Origin of the sequence: Pseudomonas sp. ML2-2023-6 (assembly GCF_037055265.1) — a bacterium.
In the GTDB taxonomy this organism is placed as follows: Bacteria; Pseudomonadota; Gammaproteobacteria; order Pseudomonadales; family Pseudomonadaceae; genus Aquipseudomonas; species Aquipseudomonas kulmbachensis.
The window spans coordinates 1,945,423-1,962,512 of record NZ_CP146347.1; the positions used below are offsets into that span (position 1 = coordinate 1,945,423).

Genomic DNA, 17,090 nt, shown 5'->3' on the forward strand with positions numbered 1-17,090 from the left:
AGCTGTGGCCGGTCCCGAAATCAGGCGACAGGGTGGGTGTTCCCCCTGATCGCCACCACACTCAGCAACTGCCCTTCAAACAGACAAAATTGCGCGTCCAGCTCGCGCCCGTGTTGCCACTCTGGCGACAGGTCGGTGAGCAAGCGCAGGCGTACCTGGCCTTCGGGTGACCAACTCAGTACTTCAGCGTGTTCAAAGTAGAAGCGTTTTTGCACCAGCGGGAACAGTGCCTTGAACAGGCTTTCCTTGACCGAAAACGTCAGTGTGACCAGTAGGGCGATCTGCTCGGCAGGCCCGGCGGCCATCCGCACAAGTTCGTCCGGGGTGAGGATTTCCTTGGCCAGACGCTGGGCACGCTCGGTACTGAGCAGTTTTTCCAGATCTATGCCCAAGCCTTGCCAGTCACGTTTAAGCGCGACGATAGCCGCCGCGCGGCCGTTACTGTGGGTAATGGCGCCAGTGATATGTGTTGGCCAGACGGGGGCCCGGTCTTCGCCAATGCTCGGAGTGGCGCGGGTGTCGTCCAATTGCAGCAGGGCTGCGCGGGCGCAGAGTCGCCCGGCCAGAAATTCGGCTTGGCGTTTGGCCACCGAGCGTTGAATACTCGCAGGCATTTCAATGGCGCTACGGGCAAAGTCGCCAGTTGCGAGTTGTGAAGGATTGAAGTCGGTGCTCAGCCATACGCTGGCGGGCAGTGCCTGAGGCAATGGCCAGTCAGCGCGCAGCGGCGTGCAGCAGGCAGGCAGGGCGGGAAGTCGGTTCATGCCGAGCATTGTGCCGGGGCTTGGTCCGGCTGTGCAATTGTTCAGAGTATGTTCAGGGCGTACGACTTACTGTGTAGCTAGGCTATAGAGGACACACGTCCTTCGTGACGCGGATTGGCTTGGGAGAGCGCGATGAAATTGCTGGTGGTTGAAGATGAGGCGTTGCTGCGCCATCACTTGCAAACCCGTCTGACAGAAAGCGGCCATGTGGTCGAGTCGGTAGCCAATGCCGAAGAGGCGTTGTACCAGACCGAGCAGTTCAATCATGACTTGGCGATGATTGATTTGGGCTTGCCGGGGCTCGGTGGCCTGGAACTGATTCGACAGCTGCGCGCCCGGGGCAAGACGTTTCCGATCCTGATTCTCACGGCACGGGGCAACTGGCAGGACAAGGTCGAAGGGCTGGCTGCGGGGGCTGACGATTACGTGGTCAAACCGTTTCAGTTTGAAGAGCTTGAAGCGCGTCTCAATGCGTTGCTGCGCCGCTCCAGTGGCTTTACCCAGTCAACCATCGTGGCGGGTGCACTAGTGCTGGACATTAACCGCAAGCAAGCAGTGCTCGATGGTGAGCCGCTGGCGTTGACTGCTTATGAATACCGGATTCTTGAATACCTGATGCGCCATCACCAGCAAGTGGTGGCCAAGGACCGACTGATGGAACAGCTGTACCCGGATGACGAGGAACGTGATCCGAATGTGATCGAGGTGCTGGTCGGGCGCCTGCGACGCAAGCTTGAGGGGGCAAACGGCTTTAAGCCAATCGATACGGTTCGCGGTCTGGGGTATCTGTTTACTGAGCGCTGCCGATGATTCGTTCGCTTCGCGTTCGATTGATGCTGGCGGCAACCTTGTTGGCCGTGTTGTTTATGCTGGCGTTGCTGCCAGCGATGCAGGGAGCGTTCAGTTTGGCGCTCAAGGACGCTATTGAGCAACGTTTGGCGTCGGATGTAACCACGCTGATTTCAGCGGCAAAGATGGAGAAAAATCGCCTGAAAATGCCGGAGCTGTTGCCGGATGAGCAATTCGACCTGCCGGACAGCCGCGTGCTTGGCTACATCTATGACCGCGAGGGGCACCTGGTGTGGCGCTCGCGGGCGACGCAAGAAGAAACCATCAACTACAGGCCGCGCTATGACGGGCGCGGCAACGAGTTTGCGAGTATTCGCGAAGACAATGGCGAAGAGTTTTTTGTCTACGATGTAGAGGTCAAGTTGCTAGGCGGCAAGAGCGCCGCCTTCAGCTTTGTTGCCTTGCAACCGATGCGCGAATACAACCTGACACTGGCAGGCTTGCGCGAAAATCTTTACCTGGGCTTCGGCGCCGCTTTGGTTGTGCTGCTGGCATTGCTATGGATTGGTCTGACGTGGGGGTTACGTGCCTTGCGACGTTTGAGTCAGGAACTGGATGAAATCGAGACTGGCAAGCGCGAGAGTCTCAGCGAGCAGCACCCTCGGGAGTTGTTGCGTCTGACCGGCTCGCTGAACCGTTTGCTGCAAAGCGAACGCGAGCAGCGTACGCGTTATCGCGATTCGCTCGACGACCTGGCCCATAGCCTGAAAACGCCCTTGGCTGTATTGCAGGGGGTGAGTGAAAGCATGGCTCAGCGCCCGGCAGAGCGTGATCAGGCCTGGGTACTGCAAAGCCAGATCGAGCGCATGAATCAGCAAATTGGCTATCAGTTGCAACGGGCCAGCTTGCGTAAAAGCGGTCTGGTACGTCATCAGGTCGAGCTGCTGCCGGTGGTGCAAAGCCTGTGCAACACGCTGGACAAGGTGTACCGCGACAAGCGGGTCAAGATCAGTTTTGACATTCCGGAGCTGAGCCATGTACCAATCGAGCAGAACGCCTTGCTGGAACTGTTGGGTAACCTGCTGGAGAACGCCTACAGGCTGTGTCTGAGCCAGGTACGCATCAGCTTTCAACGTAATATTCACGGGATTGAGGTGTGCGTGGAAGACGATGGCCCGGGGGTGCCGCCGGATCAGCGCGCGCGGATCCTGCAGCGCGGCGAACGCCTGGATCGTCAGCATCCGGGGCAGGGCATTGGTCTGGCAGTGGTCAAGGACATCATTGAAAGCTATGACGCCACCTTGACCCTGAATGATTCGTCGTTGGGCGGGGCGGAGTTCCGGATTCATTTTCCGGCGGTGGTCCTGTAGCAGCTGCCGAAGGAACGAGGCTGCGTTCGATTGCGAAGCAATCGTAAAATCTGTGTCCGCGGTTTAACTGAAAGACCGTGATCTCTGGTTTTACGACGGCTTCGCCGCCGAACGCAGCCTCGCTGCGCTCCTCAGCGGCTACAGAGATACTTCAAGCCTGCTCGCGAGGCGGATATCCGCCATCTAACCCGCCCCCACGACCTGAATGGGCGGAATCCCGCCAAATGCTGTCCTACAAAATCAGTCTGTAATTTCCTACAAGATCAGGCGCTATAGGCCATTGAGGGGTTTTTGCCCAATGTGGCCCACGGCTTGCAATAAGTGCGAGAGGTCTGCCGTAAGAGCAGCTCCAAAAACAAATCCCTCCAAGTACAGGAGGGTTCGCGCTTTAGGTATCACCAGTCTCAGACGGAATGATGATTGAGTGACGCACTTGAGGAACTTAGCAATGACGACTCGTCAGCCACTGTACAAATCACTGTATTTTCAAGTAATCGTAGCTATTGCGATCGGCATCTTGCTGGGCCATTTCTACCCGCAAACCGGTGTTGCACTTAAACCGCTGGGTGATGGTTTCATCAAACTGATCAAGATGGTCATCGCGCCCATTATTTTCTGTACGGTGGTAAGCGGTATTGCCGGTATGCAGAGCATGAAATCGGTCGGCAAGACCGGCGGTTATGCGTTGCTTTACTTCGAAGTCGTGTCGACCATTGCCCTGTTGATCGGGTTGATTGTAGTTAACGTGGTTCAGCCGGGCGCTGGCATGCACATTGATGTGTCCACGCTGGACGCAAGCAAAATTGCTGGCTACGTGACAGCTGGTGCGGACCAGAGCATCGTTGGCTTTATCCTCAACGTGATCCCGTCGACCATTGTTGGCGCCTTTGCCAACGGTGACATCCTGCAAGTGCTGATGTTCTCGGTAATCTTCGGTTTCGCCCTGCATCGCCTGGGTGCTTACGGCAAACCGGTACTGGACTTCATCGACCGCTTCGCCCATGTGATGTTCAACATCATCAACATGATCATGAAGCTGGCGCCACTCGGTGCGCTGGGTGCGATGGCTTTCACCATCGGCGCTTACGGCGTAGGTTCGCTGGTGCAGCTGGGCCAGTTGATGATCTGCTTCTACATCACTTGCGTGCTGTTCGTGCTGATCGTGCTGGGCGGTATTGCCCGCGCTCACGGTTTCAGCGTTCTGAAGCTGATCCGCTACATCCGTGAAGAGCTGTTGATCGTACTGGGCACGTCTTCGTCGGAATCAGCCCTGCCACGCATGCTGGTGAAAATGGAGCGCCTGGGCGCGAAGAAGTCGGTAGTAGGTCTGGTGATCCCGACCGGCTATTCGTTCAACCTCGACGGTACTTCGATCTACCTGACCATGGCGGCCGTGTTTATCGCTCAAGCGACTGACACCCACATGGACATCACGCACCAGATCACTCTGCTGCTGGTGTTGTTGCTGTCGTCCAAAGGCGCTGCAGGCGTGACCGGTAGCGGCTTTATCGTGCTGGCTGCAACCCTGTCGGCTGTAGGCCACTTGCCGGTGGCAGGCCTGGCGCTGATTCTGGGTATCGACCGCTTCATGTCTGAAGCCCGCGCGCTGACCAACCTGATCGGTAACGCTGTGGCAACCCTGGTTGTGGCCAAGTGGGTTAATGAGCTGGACGCCGACACGCTGCAAACAGAGCTGAACTCCGGCGGTCGCCCGCTGGAAGATACTCGCCCGCAAGATGACCTGGGTGTGGCCGAAGGCCCGGCCCCGGTGTTGTTGAAGTAAGTTTGAGCGCATAAAAAACCCGTCTTCGGACGGGTTTTTTTATGCCTGCTTATTCGACTCGGGTTTGGCCGCTGAACACCAAGGTCTGGCGGCAGCGTCGGCACAGATAGCCGCGGCCTTGCCTGACCAGGGCGTGACGCTGGGCCGAAAACGCGAAGTCGCTGTCCGGGCAGGGGCAGCGGTAGATATAGCGCGTGGCGCTGCGCCGTTTGATTGCGTAGGTATGACAGCGATTGGGGGGCAGTTCGTACACCCCGCGCATGATCAATTGCCATTCTTCGCCGTGGGGTGCGATGCGCTCACCAAACAGTTGATGGGCAATCAGGTGCGCCACTTCGTGGGGGACGGTTTGCTTGAGGAAATCTTCACTGTTTTCGCGGTACAGCTGCGGATTGAAGCGCAGCAGGTTTTCGTGCAGATGGGCGACACCGGCTTTTTGCCCGCGCAGCTTGAAGCTGACGACGGGGCGTTTGAAGGGGCGTTTGAAAAACACTTCAGCCTGTTGGAAACAGTCTTCGACGCGGGTATTGAGTGACTCGGGCATTCGATTCGGTTCTCCAGAGCAGGCGATTATGCCGCAAGCCGTGGTGGTTCCGAAGTATTGAGGTGCCGAATGGTCATGACGCAAAACCTGTAGCCGCTGCCGCAGGCTGCCATAAGGGTCGAAGGACCTTCAAAAATCAGGGCCGCTGCGCGACCCATCGCAGCCTGCGGCAGCGGCTACAGGTAGTGCCTGCTAATTGGTATACACCGGCCCTACGCCCAGGCCCCAGACAATCACGGTAAACGCCATGATCGCCACCAGAACCACCAGGCCTACTGCCAGCACCGAACTTGAAAACAGAAAGCCTTCATCCGGATCGATGCTCATAAAGGTCGGCAAGCCGACATACAGCAAATACACCGTGTAGCAAATGGCTGCGGTGCCTACCACCATACCCAGCCACATATGCGGATACAGCGCCGCCAGCCCGCCAATAAACAGCGGTGTAGCGGTATAGGTGGCAAAGGCCACGCAACGCTGAAGGCTGGGTTGGGCATCGTAAGTACGGGCCATCCAGTGGACAAACGTGCCCATTACCGCGACGCCCGCAAGCATTGCGATGTATGACATCAGGGTCATCCACAAAGCGCTGTCGAGGGTCAGCATCACCGGTGCGCGATTACCGATGACCCAGCCCACCTGGGTCGTGCCAATAAACGCAGAAATGGCCGGAATCGCAGCCAGGATCAGCGTGTGAGTGAAGTACATATGGCCGATGCTTTCTTCTGCATCAGAACGGATCTCGCGCCACTCTTGATCGGGGTGGGTGAAAAGGCCCACTACGTGATGGATCATGGCTGTCGCTCCTGTATGAGACGCATCGCCCCCAGTGGGACGCGTGCCGGTCGCGCAGCCAGAACGTATGAACAACCAGGCAGGCATGCGGCCTTAAACGCAAGTATAGGAAACCTGTCAGACAATAGAACTGGCCCTTTAGAGCATATTGTGCTGTCAGATACGGGCTTATCGCATTGGCGTCTTTAGGCGGCAAAGGGTTCGTTGGTTGCGTTTTTTTCGGTAAAATCTGCGGCTTTTGGTCTTAACTCGCGGAATTGAAGCGCTATGGGCACTCTTTCGGTCTCTCAAAACAAACTCCAGAAACGCCTGCGTCGATTGACCGGTGAGGCTGTGGCCGACTTCAAGATGATTGAGCACGGTGACAGGGTGATGGTGTGCCTGTCGGGCGGCAAGGACAGCTACACGCTGCTCGATGTGCTGCTGCACCTGCAAAAGGTCGCGCCGATCCAGTTCGAGATCATTGCCGTGAACATGGACCAAAAGCAGCCGGGCTTCCCCGAGGATGTGCTGCCGGCCTACCTCAAGTCGCTGGGCGTGGAATATCACATTGTTGAAAAGGACACCTACTCGGTGGTCAAGGAGCTGATCCCCGAGGGCAAGACCACCTGCTCGCTGTGCTCGCGCTTGCGTCGTGGCACCTTGTACACCTTTGCCGATAAAATCGGCGCGACCAAGATGGCCTTGGGTCATCACCGCGATGACATCATTGAAACCTTTTTCCTTAACATGTTCTTCAACGGCACCCTCAAGGCAATGCCGCCCAAGCTGCGTTCCGATGACGGGCGCAATGTGGTGATCCGTCCGCTGGCGTACTGCAACGAGATGGACATTCAGGCCTACTCCGACTGGCAGCAGTTCCCGATCATTCCTTGTAACTTGTGCGGTTCGCAGGAAAACCTGCAGCGCCAGGTGGTCAAGGACATGCTCAAAGAGTGGGACCGCAAGACGCCGGGCCGCACCGAGAGTATCTTTCGCAGCTTGCAAAATGTGATGCCGTCGCAGTTGGCGGACCGTAACCTGTTTGATTTCGCGAGCCTGAAGATCGACGAAACCGCCGCGTCGCGATTCGTCAATCTGCTCAACCTGTAAATTGCCGAGAGGAGAGGGCATGCGCGACTACAAATGGCTGCACGAATACTGTTTGAATCGCTTTGGTTCGTCAGCCGCATTGGAAGCCCAGTTACCCGTCCCGAAAGCTGCGGAGCAATTGCGCCATATCAGCGATGATCGCTACCTGTCGACCCTGGCCCTGCGCGTTTTTCGAGCCGGGCTCAAGCACAGTGTGGTCGATGCCAAGTGGCCAGTGTTTGAAGAGGTGTTCTTTGGCTTTGATCCTGAAAAAGTGGTGCTGATGGGGGCCGAGCATCTGGAGCGGTTGATGCAGGATGCGCGGATCATTCGCCACCTGGGCAAGCTCAAGAGCGTGCCGCGCAATGCGCAGATGGTGCTCGACATTACCCATGAGCACGGCAGCTTTGGTGCGTTTATCGCGGATTGGCCGGTGACCGATATCGTGGGGTTGTGGAAGTACCTGGCCAAACATGGGCATCAGTTGGGCGGTTTGTCGGCGCCGCGCTTTTTGCGCATGGTCGGCAAGGACACCTTTGTGCCCAGCTATGACGTGGTGGCCGCGTTGAGCGCGCAGAAGCTGGTGGACAAGGCACCTACCAGCCTGCGGGACCTGGCGATCGTGCAGAACGCGTTCAACCAGTGGCACGCAGAAAGTGGACGGCCGATGTGCCAGCTGTCACAGATGCTGGCGCTTACGGTGAATCACTAACACCGCAAATCCCTGTAGCCGCTGCCGCAGGCTGCGATAAGGGCCTCCATCGCAGCCTGCGGCAGCGGCTACAGGGGAGGTTACGCGCCTTCGCCTTTCAGGCGCCGATCCAGCTGGTAACGCCAGCGCACAAACAGCATCGCACTGACAAACACTGCCACGCTGGCGGCGATTTCCAGGATGCCGAACACTTGGCGGTTCGGGTCGAACGCGGCCAGCGCCCCCTTGATCAGGTACAGGTTGACCACGTAGCAGGTGAATGAGTGCCCGCGTGCGCTGCCTTTGAGCATGCCCGGCACCAGCAGCATCAGCGGCACCAGTTCAATCAGCAGAATGACCCACGGGCGTGCGCCATGCAGGTCGGCAAACACCAGGTAGTAAGCGCATAACAGGCCGATCAGACCAAAGAAGCACACCAGGCTCAACACCCGCATCAGCCGTACCCGTGGCTCCAGCCACTCGATGGACGGCAGCACTTTTGGCTTTTTAGCCACGGTTGTTCTCCAGTTTCAGGGCGATAGTGGCCAAACGCTGACCCAAAGCCCGGCACAGGGTCACTTCGTGTTCGTCCAGCCCGCGTTTGCCATCGGCGCCCGCATGATGGCTCGGTCCATAAGGCGTACCGCCCGCCGTGGTGTGCAGCAAGGACGTCTCGCTGTAGGGCAGGCCGGTGACCAGCATGCCGTGGTGCATCAACGGCAGGAGCATCGACAGCAGGGTACTTTCCTGGCCGCCGTGCAGGCTGGCGGTGGAGGTGAACACGCCAGCCGGTTTGCCGACCAGCGAGCCCGTTAGCCAGAGCGTGCTGGTGCCATCCAGAAAGTATTTAAGTGGCGCGGCCATATTGCCGAAGCGTGTCGGGCTGCCCAAGGCCAGTCCCGAACAGTTTTTCAAGTCGTCGAGGCTGGCGTACATGGCGCCTTGATCCGGAATGGCGGGGGCCACGGCTTCGCATTCGGTGGAGATGGCGGGCACGGTACGCAGGCGCGCCTCAAGGCCGCCTTGCTCGATGCCACGGGCAATTTGCCGGGCCATCTCACTGGTCGAGCCGTTGCGGCTGTAATACAGAACCAGAATGTAAGGCGCGCTCACGGCAGGATCTCCAGGACTTTTTCCGGTGGGCGGCCAATCACGGCCTTGTCGCCTACGACCAGGATCGGCCGCTCGATCAGCTTGGGGTGCGCAGCCATTGCGTCGATCAGCTGTGCTTCGCTAAGGCTGGTATCCGCCAGGTTGAGGGCTTTGTACTCGTCTTCACCCGTGCGCAGCAATTGCCGTGCGCTGATAGTTAGCTTGGCCAGCAGCTCGCGCAGTTGCGCGGCGTCCAGGGGCGTTTCGAGGTAGCGCACCACCGTGGGGGTCAGGCCTCGGGCTTCGAGCAGTTCAAGCGCACCGCGCGATTTCGAGCAGCGCGGGTTGTGATAAAGCGTCAGATCGGTCATGTGCGGGTCGCATCTTGCGTAAGGTGGCGGCTATTCTACCCGCCTGACGGGCGCGCCTGAACCGTATGCGGTAAATGGCCGCTCGCTGATGGCTTTTTGTATGTATTCATCGAGAAGGATCAACACATGTTAAAGCGACTCATGGCAGTAGCTGCCGTCACTGCCACGTTATTGTTGGCTGGCTGCGGAAATGATTATGGGGTCGATCAACACGGACAGAAGATCGCCTCCGAGCGTCTGGATAAGCAATGGAAGGTCATCAACTACTGGGCGGAGTGGTGCGGGCCGTGCCGCATAGAAATCCCTGAGCTCAACGCGTTGGAAAAACAGCTGCAAGGGCAGTCGGTTGGGGTGTTCGGGGTTAATTTCGATGGTTTGCAGGGCAAGGAACTGAGTGACGCGAGCAGTGCGCTGGGTATCACCTTTACCGTGCTGGCGCAGGATCCGGCTGAAGTGTTCGATCTGCCGCGCAGCGAAGCATTGCCGGTGACTTACATCATTGATGACAAGGGCAAGGTACGTGCGACCTTGATGGGTGAGCAGACGGCGGCCGGGGTGTTGGCCAAGATCAAGGAATTGAAGGGGGTTTGAGTGATGCCATCGCGGGCAAGCCCGCTCCCACAGCGTTCTGCGCTAATCATGTGGGAGCGGGCTTGCCCGCGATTCAGGCGCCGCGGTGTATCAGCCTTCTTCTGGCCACAGCCGTAGCGGCTTGCCTTCAGTTGGCCAGAAACGCATCTGCTCAACCGGCGAGATGTCCCAGCGTTGTACGGTCTGCAGTGCTTCGAAGAACCGATGCTCCTGCTCCATCAGCGCCGGGGCGCAGGCTTTGCGGGTGCTGCCCACGCCACCAAAGGTCAGCTTGTCGCCGTCCAGGGTGTAAGGCGCGAACCAGTGATTGCAACCACCACTGCCATAGGCCCGGCCAGCATCGTCCAGGGTCACGGTCAGGTGGCTGCTGTCGATCAACGGACGTTCGCCGATCCACTCCAGGACGTAGGTTTGGTTCTGCTGCAACTTCACCGGATCACCCGCACAGCCCGCCAGGCTTGCGCCTAGCACAGCCAGCAGGATCAGGCGTTTCATGGCGCGGCCTTTTGGCATTGCGGGCACACGTGCTTGCTGCCTTCAGTGCTCCAGCCCAATTCGGCAATACGCGCCGAGGCTGCCGGTTTTTGCGCCTTGGTACCCAGTTTTGCGTCGACCGCAAACTCGAACTTCAACTCTTTGGCGCACGTGTCACAGTTGACCTGCCACTCGTGAATCGCCAACTCGCCGAAAACCGGACCTTTGGTCACGGCAACCCACTGGCCACGCGGGTTGATCAGGTGGCGGACCTTGTCGACGCTCAGGCGCATGGACAGGGTCTTGCTGCCTTTGAGGGTGACAATCAGCACGTCACCGGCTTGAATCGAACCACCGTTGCCGGTGACTTGATACAGGCCTGGCGCCAGAGCGCGGCATTCAATCAGGGTGTGCTGCGGGTTAAGCAGGCTGTAGCGAAAATCGTGTTCGACCATGGGTCCTCCAAGTAAGCCGCTATGCTAGCACGCAGATATCAAAGTCCAGGATCAACCTTCGATCAGGTTTTGCGCCGTACCGTTTTTCCAGGCCGCGATATTGCTCAGAGTAGTGGTGGCAATCGCACTCAGCGCTTCACGGGTCAGAAATGCCTGATGGGCGGTGATGATCACATTGGGGAAGGTCAGCAGCCGCGCCAGCACATCATCCTGCAAGGGTAGATCGGAGCGGTCTTCGAAGAACAGCTGCGCTTCTTCCTCGTATACATCCAGCCCCAAATAGCCCAATTGGCCGCTTTTCAGCGCTTCGATCAGCGCTGGAGTGTCGACCAGTGCGCCACGTCCGGTGTTGATCAGCATGGCGCCGTGTTTGAGGGTGGCGAGGCTGGTGGCGTTGATCAGGTGCTTGTTGTCTGCGGTCAACGGGCAGTGCAGGGAGATGATGTACGACTCGGCCAGCAACTCGGGCAAGCTCACATATCGAGCGCCCAGAGCCAGCAGTTCGGCGTTTGGGTATGGATCAAAGCACAGCAGCTTGCAGCCGAAACCGGCCATGATTTTGCCAAAAGTGGCGCCGATCTGACCGGTGCCGACCACGCCCACGGTTTTGCCCACCAGATCAAAGCCGGTCAGCCCGTGGAGGGTGAAATCGCCTTCGCGAGTGCGGTTGTAGGCACGGTGCAGGCGTCGGTTAAGCGCAAGAATCAAAGCCACGGCATGTTCTGCGACGGCGTGCGGGGAGTATGCAGGCACGCGCACCACGCTCAAACCCAGGCGTTTGGCCGCTGGCAGATCAACATGGTTGTAGCCGGCCGAGCGCAGGGCAATCAGTCGTGTGCGGCCTGCGGCCAGTTGCTCCAGTACTGGAGCGCTCAGGTCGTCATTGATAAACGGGCAGACCACTTCGTAATCATGGGCCAGCGCCGCGGTGTCTAAGGTCAGGCGCGCCGGCTGGAAGTGCAGCTCGTTACCGTCAGGTTGTTCGGCGGCGGCGAAGCTGTCGCGGTCGTAGGTCTGGCTGCTGAAAAGGATTGTGCGCATGGGGTCTTCCTTGGTGGGTGTACACAGACCGTCTGTGAGAGCGGGCATGTGTTTGTTTTATGCGCTACTGCGCGCTTCCTTGGCCAGGCGTATGATGGCCACGTCCAGTTCTTCAAGGGCCGCGCTGGCGTTAGGGCTTGCCTGTTTGAGCAGGGTTTCACTGCGCTGGCAGGCCGCCCGCAATTGCGGGACGCCGCAGTAGCGCGTGGCGCCGTGCAACCGGTGCACGCGCTCAATCAGCGCGTTGTTATCTTTTGCGTTGCGCGCCTGCTGGATGGCGTCGCGGTCAGCTTCCAGCGAGGCCAGCAGCATGGCGAGCATATCGATGGCCAAATCCGGCTTGCCAGCGGCCAGGCGCAAGCCTTCTTCGTGATCGAGCACAGGCAATTGCGCGTTGTTGCGGACCGGTTCGTGGTGGTTTTCGCTGACTTGATTGCGCAAGGCCAACCCGGTCCACTTCAACACCACTTGGGCCAGTTGACGTTCGCTGATCGGCTTGGTCAGGTAATCGTCCATACCGCTTTGCAGCAGGGCACGTTTTTCGTTGGCCATGGCGTGGGCCGTCAGCGCGACCACCGGCAGCGGTGTGCACTGGCGCTCGCTTTCCCACTGGCGCAGGACTTCGGTGGTTTCGCGCCCGTCCATGCCGGGCATTTGTACGTCCATCAGTACCAGGTCGAAGTCTTGCGTCTTGACCGCTTCAATTGCGCAGTAGCCACTGTCTGCGGCGGTTACTTTGGCGCCCATGCCTTCAAGCAGGGTTTGTACCAGCAGCAGGTTGGCCGGGTTGTCATCGACACACAAGATTCGCGGGGCGCGGCTGGCCAGTGGTTCACCGGGTTCGGCCCGGGCTTGTCGGGGGCTGACCAGATCGGCCAGGGCCCGGCGCAATTTGCGCGTGCAGGCGGGCTTGGCCTGAAGCTGGCCGTGGGGGGCGGTGACTACGGTGTTAAACAACCCCTGCTCGGTGGTCGGGCACAGCACCAGTACCTTGCAGCCCATGTGTTCAAGGTCCCAAATGTGCTGGTTGAGACGCTCGGGCGGCGTGTCATTGGCCGTGACGCCGATCACCGCCAGGTCTATCGCCAGGGAGGTCTGATGGGCGCCGGTCACGCAGTTGGTGAGGTTTTCGAGGGTGGTGCAGGGCGTGACTTCCAGCCCGCAGTCTTCCAGTTGGTGGTGCAGGGCCTGGCGGGCCAGATCGTGTTTTTCCAGAATTGCTACACGGCGGCCCAGCAATGGCGCGCAGGGCAAGTCTTCGACATCATCGCGGGCTTTGGGCAGTCGCACGCTGATCCAGAACACCGAACCTTCACCGGGCGTGCTTTCTACGCCGATTTCACCGCCCATCTGTTCCACCAGCCGCTTGGAAATCACCAGCCCCAGCCCGGTCCCGCCGGGTTGGCGCGACAGTGAATTGTCAGCCTGGCTGAAGGCCTGGAACAGTGCCCGGATGTCCTGGGCGGTGAGGCCGATGCCGGTGTCCTGCACGCTGATGCGCAGTTGCACGCTGCCATCGGTTTCGTTTTCGTCCTGGTCTTCAAGCATGGCGCGCACAGCGATGGTGCCTTCGCGGGTGAACTTGATGGCGTTGTTGACCAGGTTGGTGAGGATTTGCCTGAGCCGCAACGGGTCGCCGATCAGCGACAGCGGCGTATCGCGATAGACCAGGCTGACCAGTTCCAGCCCTTTGTCGTGGGCCGAGGGTGCGAGGATGGTCAGGGTGTCTTGCAACAGGTCACGCAGGTTGAACGGGATCGTGTCGAGCACCAGCTTGCCGGCCTCGATTTTCGAAAAATCGAGAATCTCGTTGATGATTCCGAGCAGGTTATCGGCCGATTTTTCAATGGTGTTCAAGTAGTCGAACTGGCGCGGGGTCAGTTCGCTTTTTTGCAATAAATGGGTAAAGCCAAGGATGCCATTGAGCGGGGTGCGGATTTCGTGGCTCATATTAGCCAGAAACTCGGACTTTATACGGCTGGCTTCAAGGGCCTCCTTGCGCGCCAGGTCGAGCTCCAGGTTTTGGATTTCAATGGTCTCAAGGTTTTGCCGTACATCTTCGGTGGCCTGATCGACGCTGTGTTGCAGTTCTTCCTGGGCATTGTGCAGGGTTTCGGCCATGCGGTTGATCCCCGACGCCAACTCGTCCAGCTCGTGACTACCCAGTGGTGGCAAACGGGTTTCAAGGTGGCCGTCCTTGAGCTGCGCCACGGCCTGTTTGATTTGGCCCAGAGGTGCATTGATGGTGCGGCTCATGCGCAGTGCCAGCAGGGTGGTCAGCACCAGTCCGGTAACAATCAGCAGCAAGCTGGCGAACAGGTTGCGATAGCTGCGCAGCAACATGCCGTTGTGGGACAGCTCCAGCTCGACCCAGCCCAGCAGGCGGTGCGCTTCGTTGGGGATCACATCGCCGGCCAGGTTGCGATGGCGGCCAAATACCGGCAGTAGATAGCGCGTGGCATCGTAGTCGGTACGCTGTTGCAGATGCGTGCTGCTGCCCAGCGGTGCCTGATTTAGCATGATCGGCCCGGCATGGGCGAGCGGCTCGTGGTTGGCATTGAGGAACGCTACGGCCCGAACGTCCTGCTGCTCGAGGGATTCGGTGGCGATACGGGCCAGCAATGCGGTGTCATGGCGACCCATGGCCGGAGCCACCAGCGGGGCGAGTTGCTCGGCAATCATTTCGCCGCGCTGCAGCAACTGGGATTGCAGTTCGGACTGTTGCAGCCAGGTGAAGTAGCCACCGAGTACGCTTGCCATCAAGCTGACGGGCAATAACGTAAGCAGCAATACGCGGCCTTTGATACCGAGGTTTTTAAGCACGCAACTCTCCAGCCCTGCATTTTTTAAGAGTGACCCGGGCATTCCGTTCAGGCCAGGTGGCAGTGTAGCCACTTGGTGCCTGGCAAATCTTTGAAAATTTGCCATCAATTTTCGATTATCGGTCCCGCTAAAGTCCGTGCGGGTTGCCCGCAGTGGCTCAATCTTGAATAATCAATGATTGAGAATTACTTGCAGACGCTAATGAATCCCGTAGCTGTTAGCCCCTCGCGCCTTCTGGCTATTGAAGACGACCCCATTTTGGGCGCCTATCTGCAAGAGCAGTTGGTGCGCAGCGGGTTTGACGTAATCTGGTGCCAGAACGGCCAGGAGGGGTTGACCCGTGCCCGCCAAGAGCACTTTGATGTGGTGCTGATGGATATCCTGCTGCCCGGCATGAATGGCTTGCAGGTGCTGACGCAATTGCGCCAGACCCACGCCTTGCCGGTGATCCTGATGTCCGCGCTGGGCGCCGAGGCCGACCGCATCAGCGGCTTCCAGCTGGGGGCCGATGACTACCTGCCCAAGCCGTTCAGCATGGCTGAGCTGCGGGTGCGCATCCAGGCCATCCTGCGTCGCGTGGCCCTGGACCGTATGCCTGGTGCCCGGGTTCCGGAGGATCAACCGCCGGCCGACAGCGGGCTGCTGTTCGACGAAGATGCGTGCGATGTGCGCTGTGGCGAGCAATGGGCCGGGTTTACCCGCAGCGAATACCGCCTGTTCGATACCCTGCAACGTAATGCCGACGAAGTGTTGAGCAAGGCGTTTCTCTATCAGCAGGTGCTGCAACGCGGCTATGCAGCCCATGATCGTAGCCTGGACATGCATATCAGCCAGATCCGGCGAAAACTCAAAACCATCGGCTACCACCAGCGTGAAGTGCGTACCGTGTGGGGCAAGGGCTATGTCTTGAGCGCCAGCGATGCCCTGTAAGGTGCCCGGCAAAAAATCGGTGTTCTGGAAGCTGGCATGTTTGCTGGTGGTCTTCTGTCTGTTGATGATTTGGCTCAGTTGGTCCTGGGGCCGCTACATGGACAAACGCACCGGGTTTTTATCCGAGCAGGCCCACGGCACGCTGGTGCGCTATGCCGGTGAGGCTGAACGCGCCTGGGAGACCGGCCAGCAAACGGGGGTCGATCAGTGGCTACAGGCGATGGGGCACAAGGAACCCGGCTGGGTCGGAGTGATTGGCCAGGATTTGCAATCGCTTAGCAGCTACCCGCTGAATGATCGTGAAAGTGAGCGTTTGACATTTTTGCGCGGTCTGGACTGGCCCATCAGCCATATCAAGACGGCCCGCCCGTGGATCAAGGTGCCATTTCCCAAGGATCCATCGGCGGGCAGCCTGGTGATCGAATTGCCGCAGCGCTTTATGCCGGGGCGTTCACAAGTACTCTGGCGGATCGTTACAAACGGCGTGATTCCCGGCTTGCTGACGTTACTGCTGTGCGTGGGCCTGTACCGCGTACTGATCGTGCCGCTGAACCATTTGCGCGAGCAGGCCAACGCTTGGCGGGCCGATCAGTTGGGGGCCCGGCTGTCGAGCCAGACCACCAGCCGTCAGGATGAGCTAGGCGAACTGGCCCGTGCCTTCGATCAAATGTCCGAGCGCTTGCAAAGCACCGTGAGCCAGCAACAGCAATTGCTCCGCGATCTGTCCCATGAACTGCGCACGCCCTTGAGCCGACTGCGGGTGGCATGTGACAGCGAGCAAGACCTCGAGGCCCTGCGTGAGCGCTTGAGCCGTGAAGTTGACGGCATGCAGCGGCTGGTTGAAGACACCCTGCAATTGGCCTGGCTGGATGCCGAGCGCGGGCCGTTGCCGGTCGAGGACATTCAGGTACAGGCGCTGTGGGAGATGTTGACTGAAAATGCCCGTTTCGAAAGCGGCTGGCCGCAATCGAGGTTGCCCTGCCTTGTCGATGAGCAATGCTGGGTGCGTGGGCACCTTAATAGCCTGGCCCAGGCCCTGGAGAACATCCTGCGCAATGCCATCCGGCATTCGCCGCCCGAGGGTATTGTCAGTCTTGGCGGGCAGCGCGAAGGCGACATGTGGCACCTATGGCTCGATGATCAGGGTGGTGGCGTGGCGCCTGAAGAGCTGGAGCGGATTTTTGCGCCTTTTACCCGCCTTGATGGTTCACGCCCTGGCGATGGTGGCTTTGGCCTGGGTTTGAGCATTGCGCGCAATGCGTTGCGGTTGCAAGGCGGAAGTTTGTGGGCCGAGAACCACGGGGCAGGGTTGCGGGTGCATATCCGGCTGCCGGTAAAGTTGCCTCTGTAGCCGCTGCCGTAGGCTGCGATAAGGTCTGCAGGACCTTCTGCTTCAGGGGCTGCTGCGCAACCCATCGCAGCCTTCGGCAGCGGCTACAGAGTATCTACAAGGGAGCTAAGGGTGTCCTTATAGCTTTTAGCCATAAGCTTCGTACTTTGCGTGAT

General features: G+C 59.0%; 18 protein-coding genes. 8 read left to right on the forward strand and 10 right to left on the reverse strand.

All coding sequences use genetic code 11. The features are described 5' to 3' along the window. Window positions 1–20: 20 nt before the first annotated feature. Complete coding sequence (locus V6L79_RS08970; RefSeq protein WP_261741247.1) at window positions 21–764, reverse strand: 4'-phosphopantetheinyl transferase; 744 nt, start codon at window positions 762–764, stop codon at window positions 21–23. A 132-nt stretch (window positions 765–896) separates the two neighbouring features. On the opposite strand from V6L79_RS08970, the gene V6L79_RS08975 reads away from it, so the two are divergent. The 3 genes from V6L79_RS08975 (at window position 897) to V6L79_RS08985 (ending at window position 4,706) form a co-directional block, all read left to right on the forward strand. Continuing rightward, entirely contained in the window at window positions 897–1,574 is a 678-nt protein-coding gene (locus V6L79_RS08975; protein ID WP_261741248.1) for a response regulator, read from the forward strand. After that, on the forward strand, window positions 1,571–2,923 hold the full coding sequence (locus V6L79_RS08980; protein ID WP_338580104.1) for an ATP-binding protein: 1,353 nt from the start codon (window positions 1,571–1,573) through the stop codon (window positions 2,921–2,923). The genes V6L79_RS08975 and V6L79_RS08980 overlap by 4 nt, the downstream gene beginning before the upstream one ends. A 448-nt stretch (window positions 2,924–3,371) precedes the next feature. Continuing rightward, the gene (locus V6L79_RS08985) at window positions 3,372–4,706 is read left to right on the forward strand and encodes a dicarboxylate/amino acid:cation symporter (RefSeq protein WP_338580105.1); all 1,335 of its coding nucleotides are present in this window, start codon (window positions 3,372–3,374) and stop codon (window positions 4,704–4,706) included. Window positions 4,707–4,755: 49 nt separating this feature from the next. Here V6L79_RS08985 and V6L79_RS08990 read toward each other — a convergent pair whose 3' ends face one another. Both V6L79_RS08990 and V6L79_RS08995 read right to left on the reverse strand, forming a co-directional pair. After that, complete coding sequence (locus tag V6L79_RS08990; protein WP_261741251.1) at window positions 4,756–5,250, reverse strand: SprT family zinc-dependent metalloprotease; 495 nt, start codon at window positions 5,248–5,250, stop codon at window positions 4,756–4,758. Between the two features lie 192 nt (window positions 5,251–5,442). Further along, the gene (locus V6L79_RS08995) at window positions 5,443–6,045 is read right to left on the reverse strand and encodes a Yip1 family protein (protein ID WP_261741252.1); all 603 of its coding nucleotides are present in this window, start codon (window positions 6,043–6,045) and stop codon (window positions 5,443–5,445) included. Between the two features lie 267 nt (window positions 6,046–6,312). Here V6L79_RS08995 and ttcA point away from each other — a divergent pair, with 267 nt between their 5' ends. Together ttcA and V6L79_RS09005 are read left to right on the forward strand one after the other, a co-directional pair. Next, complete coding sequence (gene ttcA, locus V6L79_RS09000) at window positions 6,313–7,137, forward strand: tRNA 2-thiocytidine(32) synthetase TtcA (RefSeq protein WP_261741253.1); 825 nt, start codon at window positions 6,313–6,315, stop codon at window positions 7,135–7,137. Window positions 7,138–7,156: 19 nt separating this feature from the next. After that, a complete protein-coding gene (locus V6L79_RS09005) occupies window positions 7,157–7,828 on the forward strand; it encodes a DNA-3-methyladenine glycosylase I (RefSeq protein WP_338580106.1) in 672 nt (223 codons plus the stop codon). Between the two features lie 80 nt (window positions 7,829–7,908). On the opposite strand, the gene V6L79_RS09010 is transcribed toward V6L79_RS09005, so the two are convergent. From V6L79_RS09010 to arsC, 3 genes are read right to left on the reverse strand one after another with little or no spacing between them, the layout of a single operon-like run. Continuing rightward, a complete protein-coding gene (locus tag V6L79_RS09010; RefSeq protein ID WP_261741255.1) occupies window positions 7,909–8,322 on the reverse strand; it encodes a DUF2069 domain-containing protein in 414 nt (137 codons plus the stop codon). Further along, window positions 8,315–8,920, reverse strand: coding sequence for an NAD(P)H:quinone oxidoreductase (gene wrbA / locus V6L79_RS09015; RefSeq protein WP_261741256.1), 606 nt, complete (start codon window positions 8,918–8,920; stop codon window positions 8,315–8,317). Before wrbA ends, V6L79_RS09010 begins: the two co-directional genes overlap by 8 nt. After that, window positions 8,917–9,270: an arsenate reductase (glutaredoxin) gene (gene arsC / locus V6L79_RS09020; protein WP_321835945.1), complete on the reverse strand. Its 354-nt coding sequence runs from the start codon at window positions 9,268–9,270 to the stop codon at window positions 8,917–8,919. The genes wrbA and arsC overlap by 4 nt, the downstream gene beginning before the upstream one ends. Window positions 9,271–9,396: 126 nt before the next feature. Between arsC and V6L79_RS09025 the strand changes: the two genes are divergently transcribed. Further along, entirely contained in the window at window positions 9,397–9,861 is a 465-nt protein-coding gene (locus tag V6L79_RS09025) for a TlpA disulfide reductase family protein (protein WP_261741258.1), read from the forward strand. A 90-nt stretch (window positions 9,862–9,951) separates the two neighbouring features. Here V6L79_RS09025 and V6L79_RS09030 read toward each other — a convergent pair whose 3' ends face one another. The 4 genes from V6L79_RS09030 to V6L79_RS09045 are packed head-to-tail and all read right to left on the reverse strand — an operon-like array spanning window position 9,952 to window position 14,654. Then, window positions 9,952–10,356: an META domain-containing protein gene (locus tag V6L79_RS09030; RefSeq protein ID WP_338580107.1), complete on the reverse strand. Its 405-nt coding sequence runs from the start codon at window positions 10,354–10,356 to the stop codon at window positions 9,952–9,954. Next, complete coding sequence (locus V6L79_RS09035; protein WP_261741260.1) at window positions 10,353–10,790, reverse strand: hypothetical protein; 438 nt, start codon at window positions 10,788–10,790, stop codon at window positions 10,353–10,355. The genes V6L79_RS09030 and V6L79_RS09035 overlap by 4 nt, the downstream gene beginning before the upstream one ends. 51 nt (window positions 10,791–10,841) lie before the next feature. Beyond that, window positions 10,842–11,831: a 2-hydroxyacid dehydrogenase gene (locus V6L79_RS09040; RefSeq protein ID WP_338580108.1), complete on the reverse strand. Its 990-nt coding sequence runs from the start codon at window positions 11,829–11,831 to the stop codon at window positions 10,842–10,844. A 57-nt stretch (window positions 11,832–11,888) separates the two neighbouring features. Continuing rightward, window positions 11,889–14,654 (reverse strand): response regulator, encoded by a 2,766-nt coding sequence (locus V6L79_RS09045; RefSeq protein WP_261741262.1) that lies wholly within the window; start codon window positions 14,652–14,654, stop codon window positions 11,889–11,891. Between the two features lie 201 nt (window positions 14,655–14,855). On the opposite strand from V6L79_RS09045, the gene V6L79_RS09050 reads away from it, so the two are divergent. Further along, window positions 14,856–15,584 carry a response regulator transcription factor gene (locus V6L79_RS09050; RefSeq protein ID WP_261741263.1) on the forward strand — a complete coding sequence of 243 codons (729 nt, stop codon included), beginning with the start codon at window positions 14,856–14,858 and terminating at the stop codon, window positions 15,582–15,584. After that, window positions 15,574–16,935 carry a sensor histidine kinase gene (locus V6L79_RS09055; RefSeq protein ID WP_261741264.1) on the forward strand — a complete coding sequence of 454 codons (1,362 nt, stop codon included), beginning with the start codon at window positions 15,574–15,576 and terminating at the stop codon, window positions 16,933–16,935. The genes V6L79_RS09050 and V6L79_RS09055 overlap by 11 nt, the downstream gene beginning before the upstream one ends. Window positions 16,936–17,090: the final 155 nt, after the last annotated feature.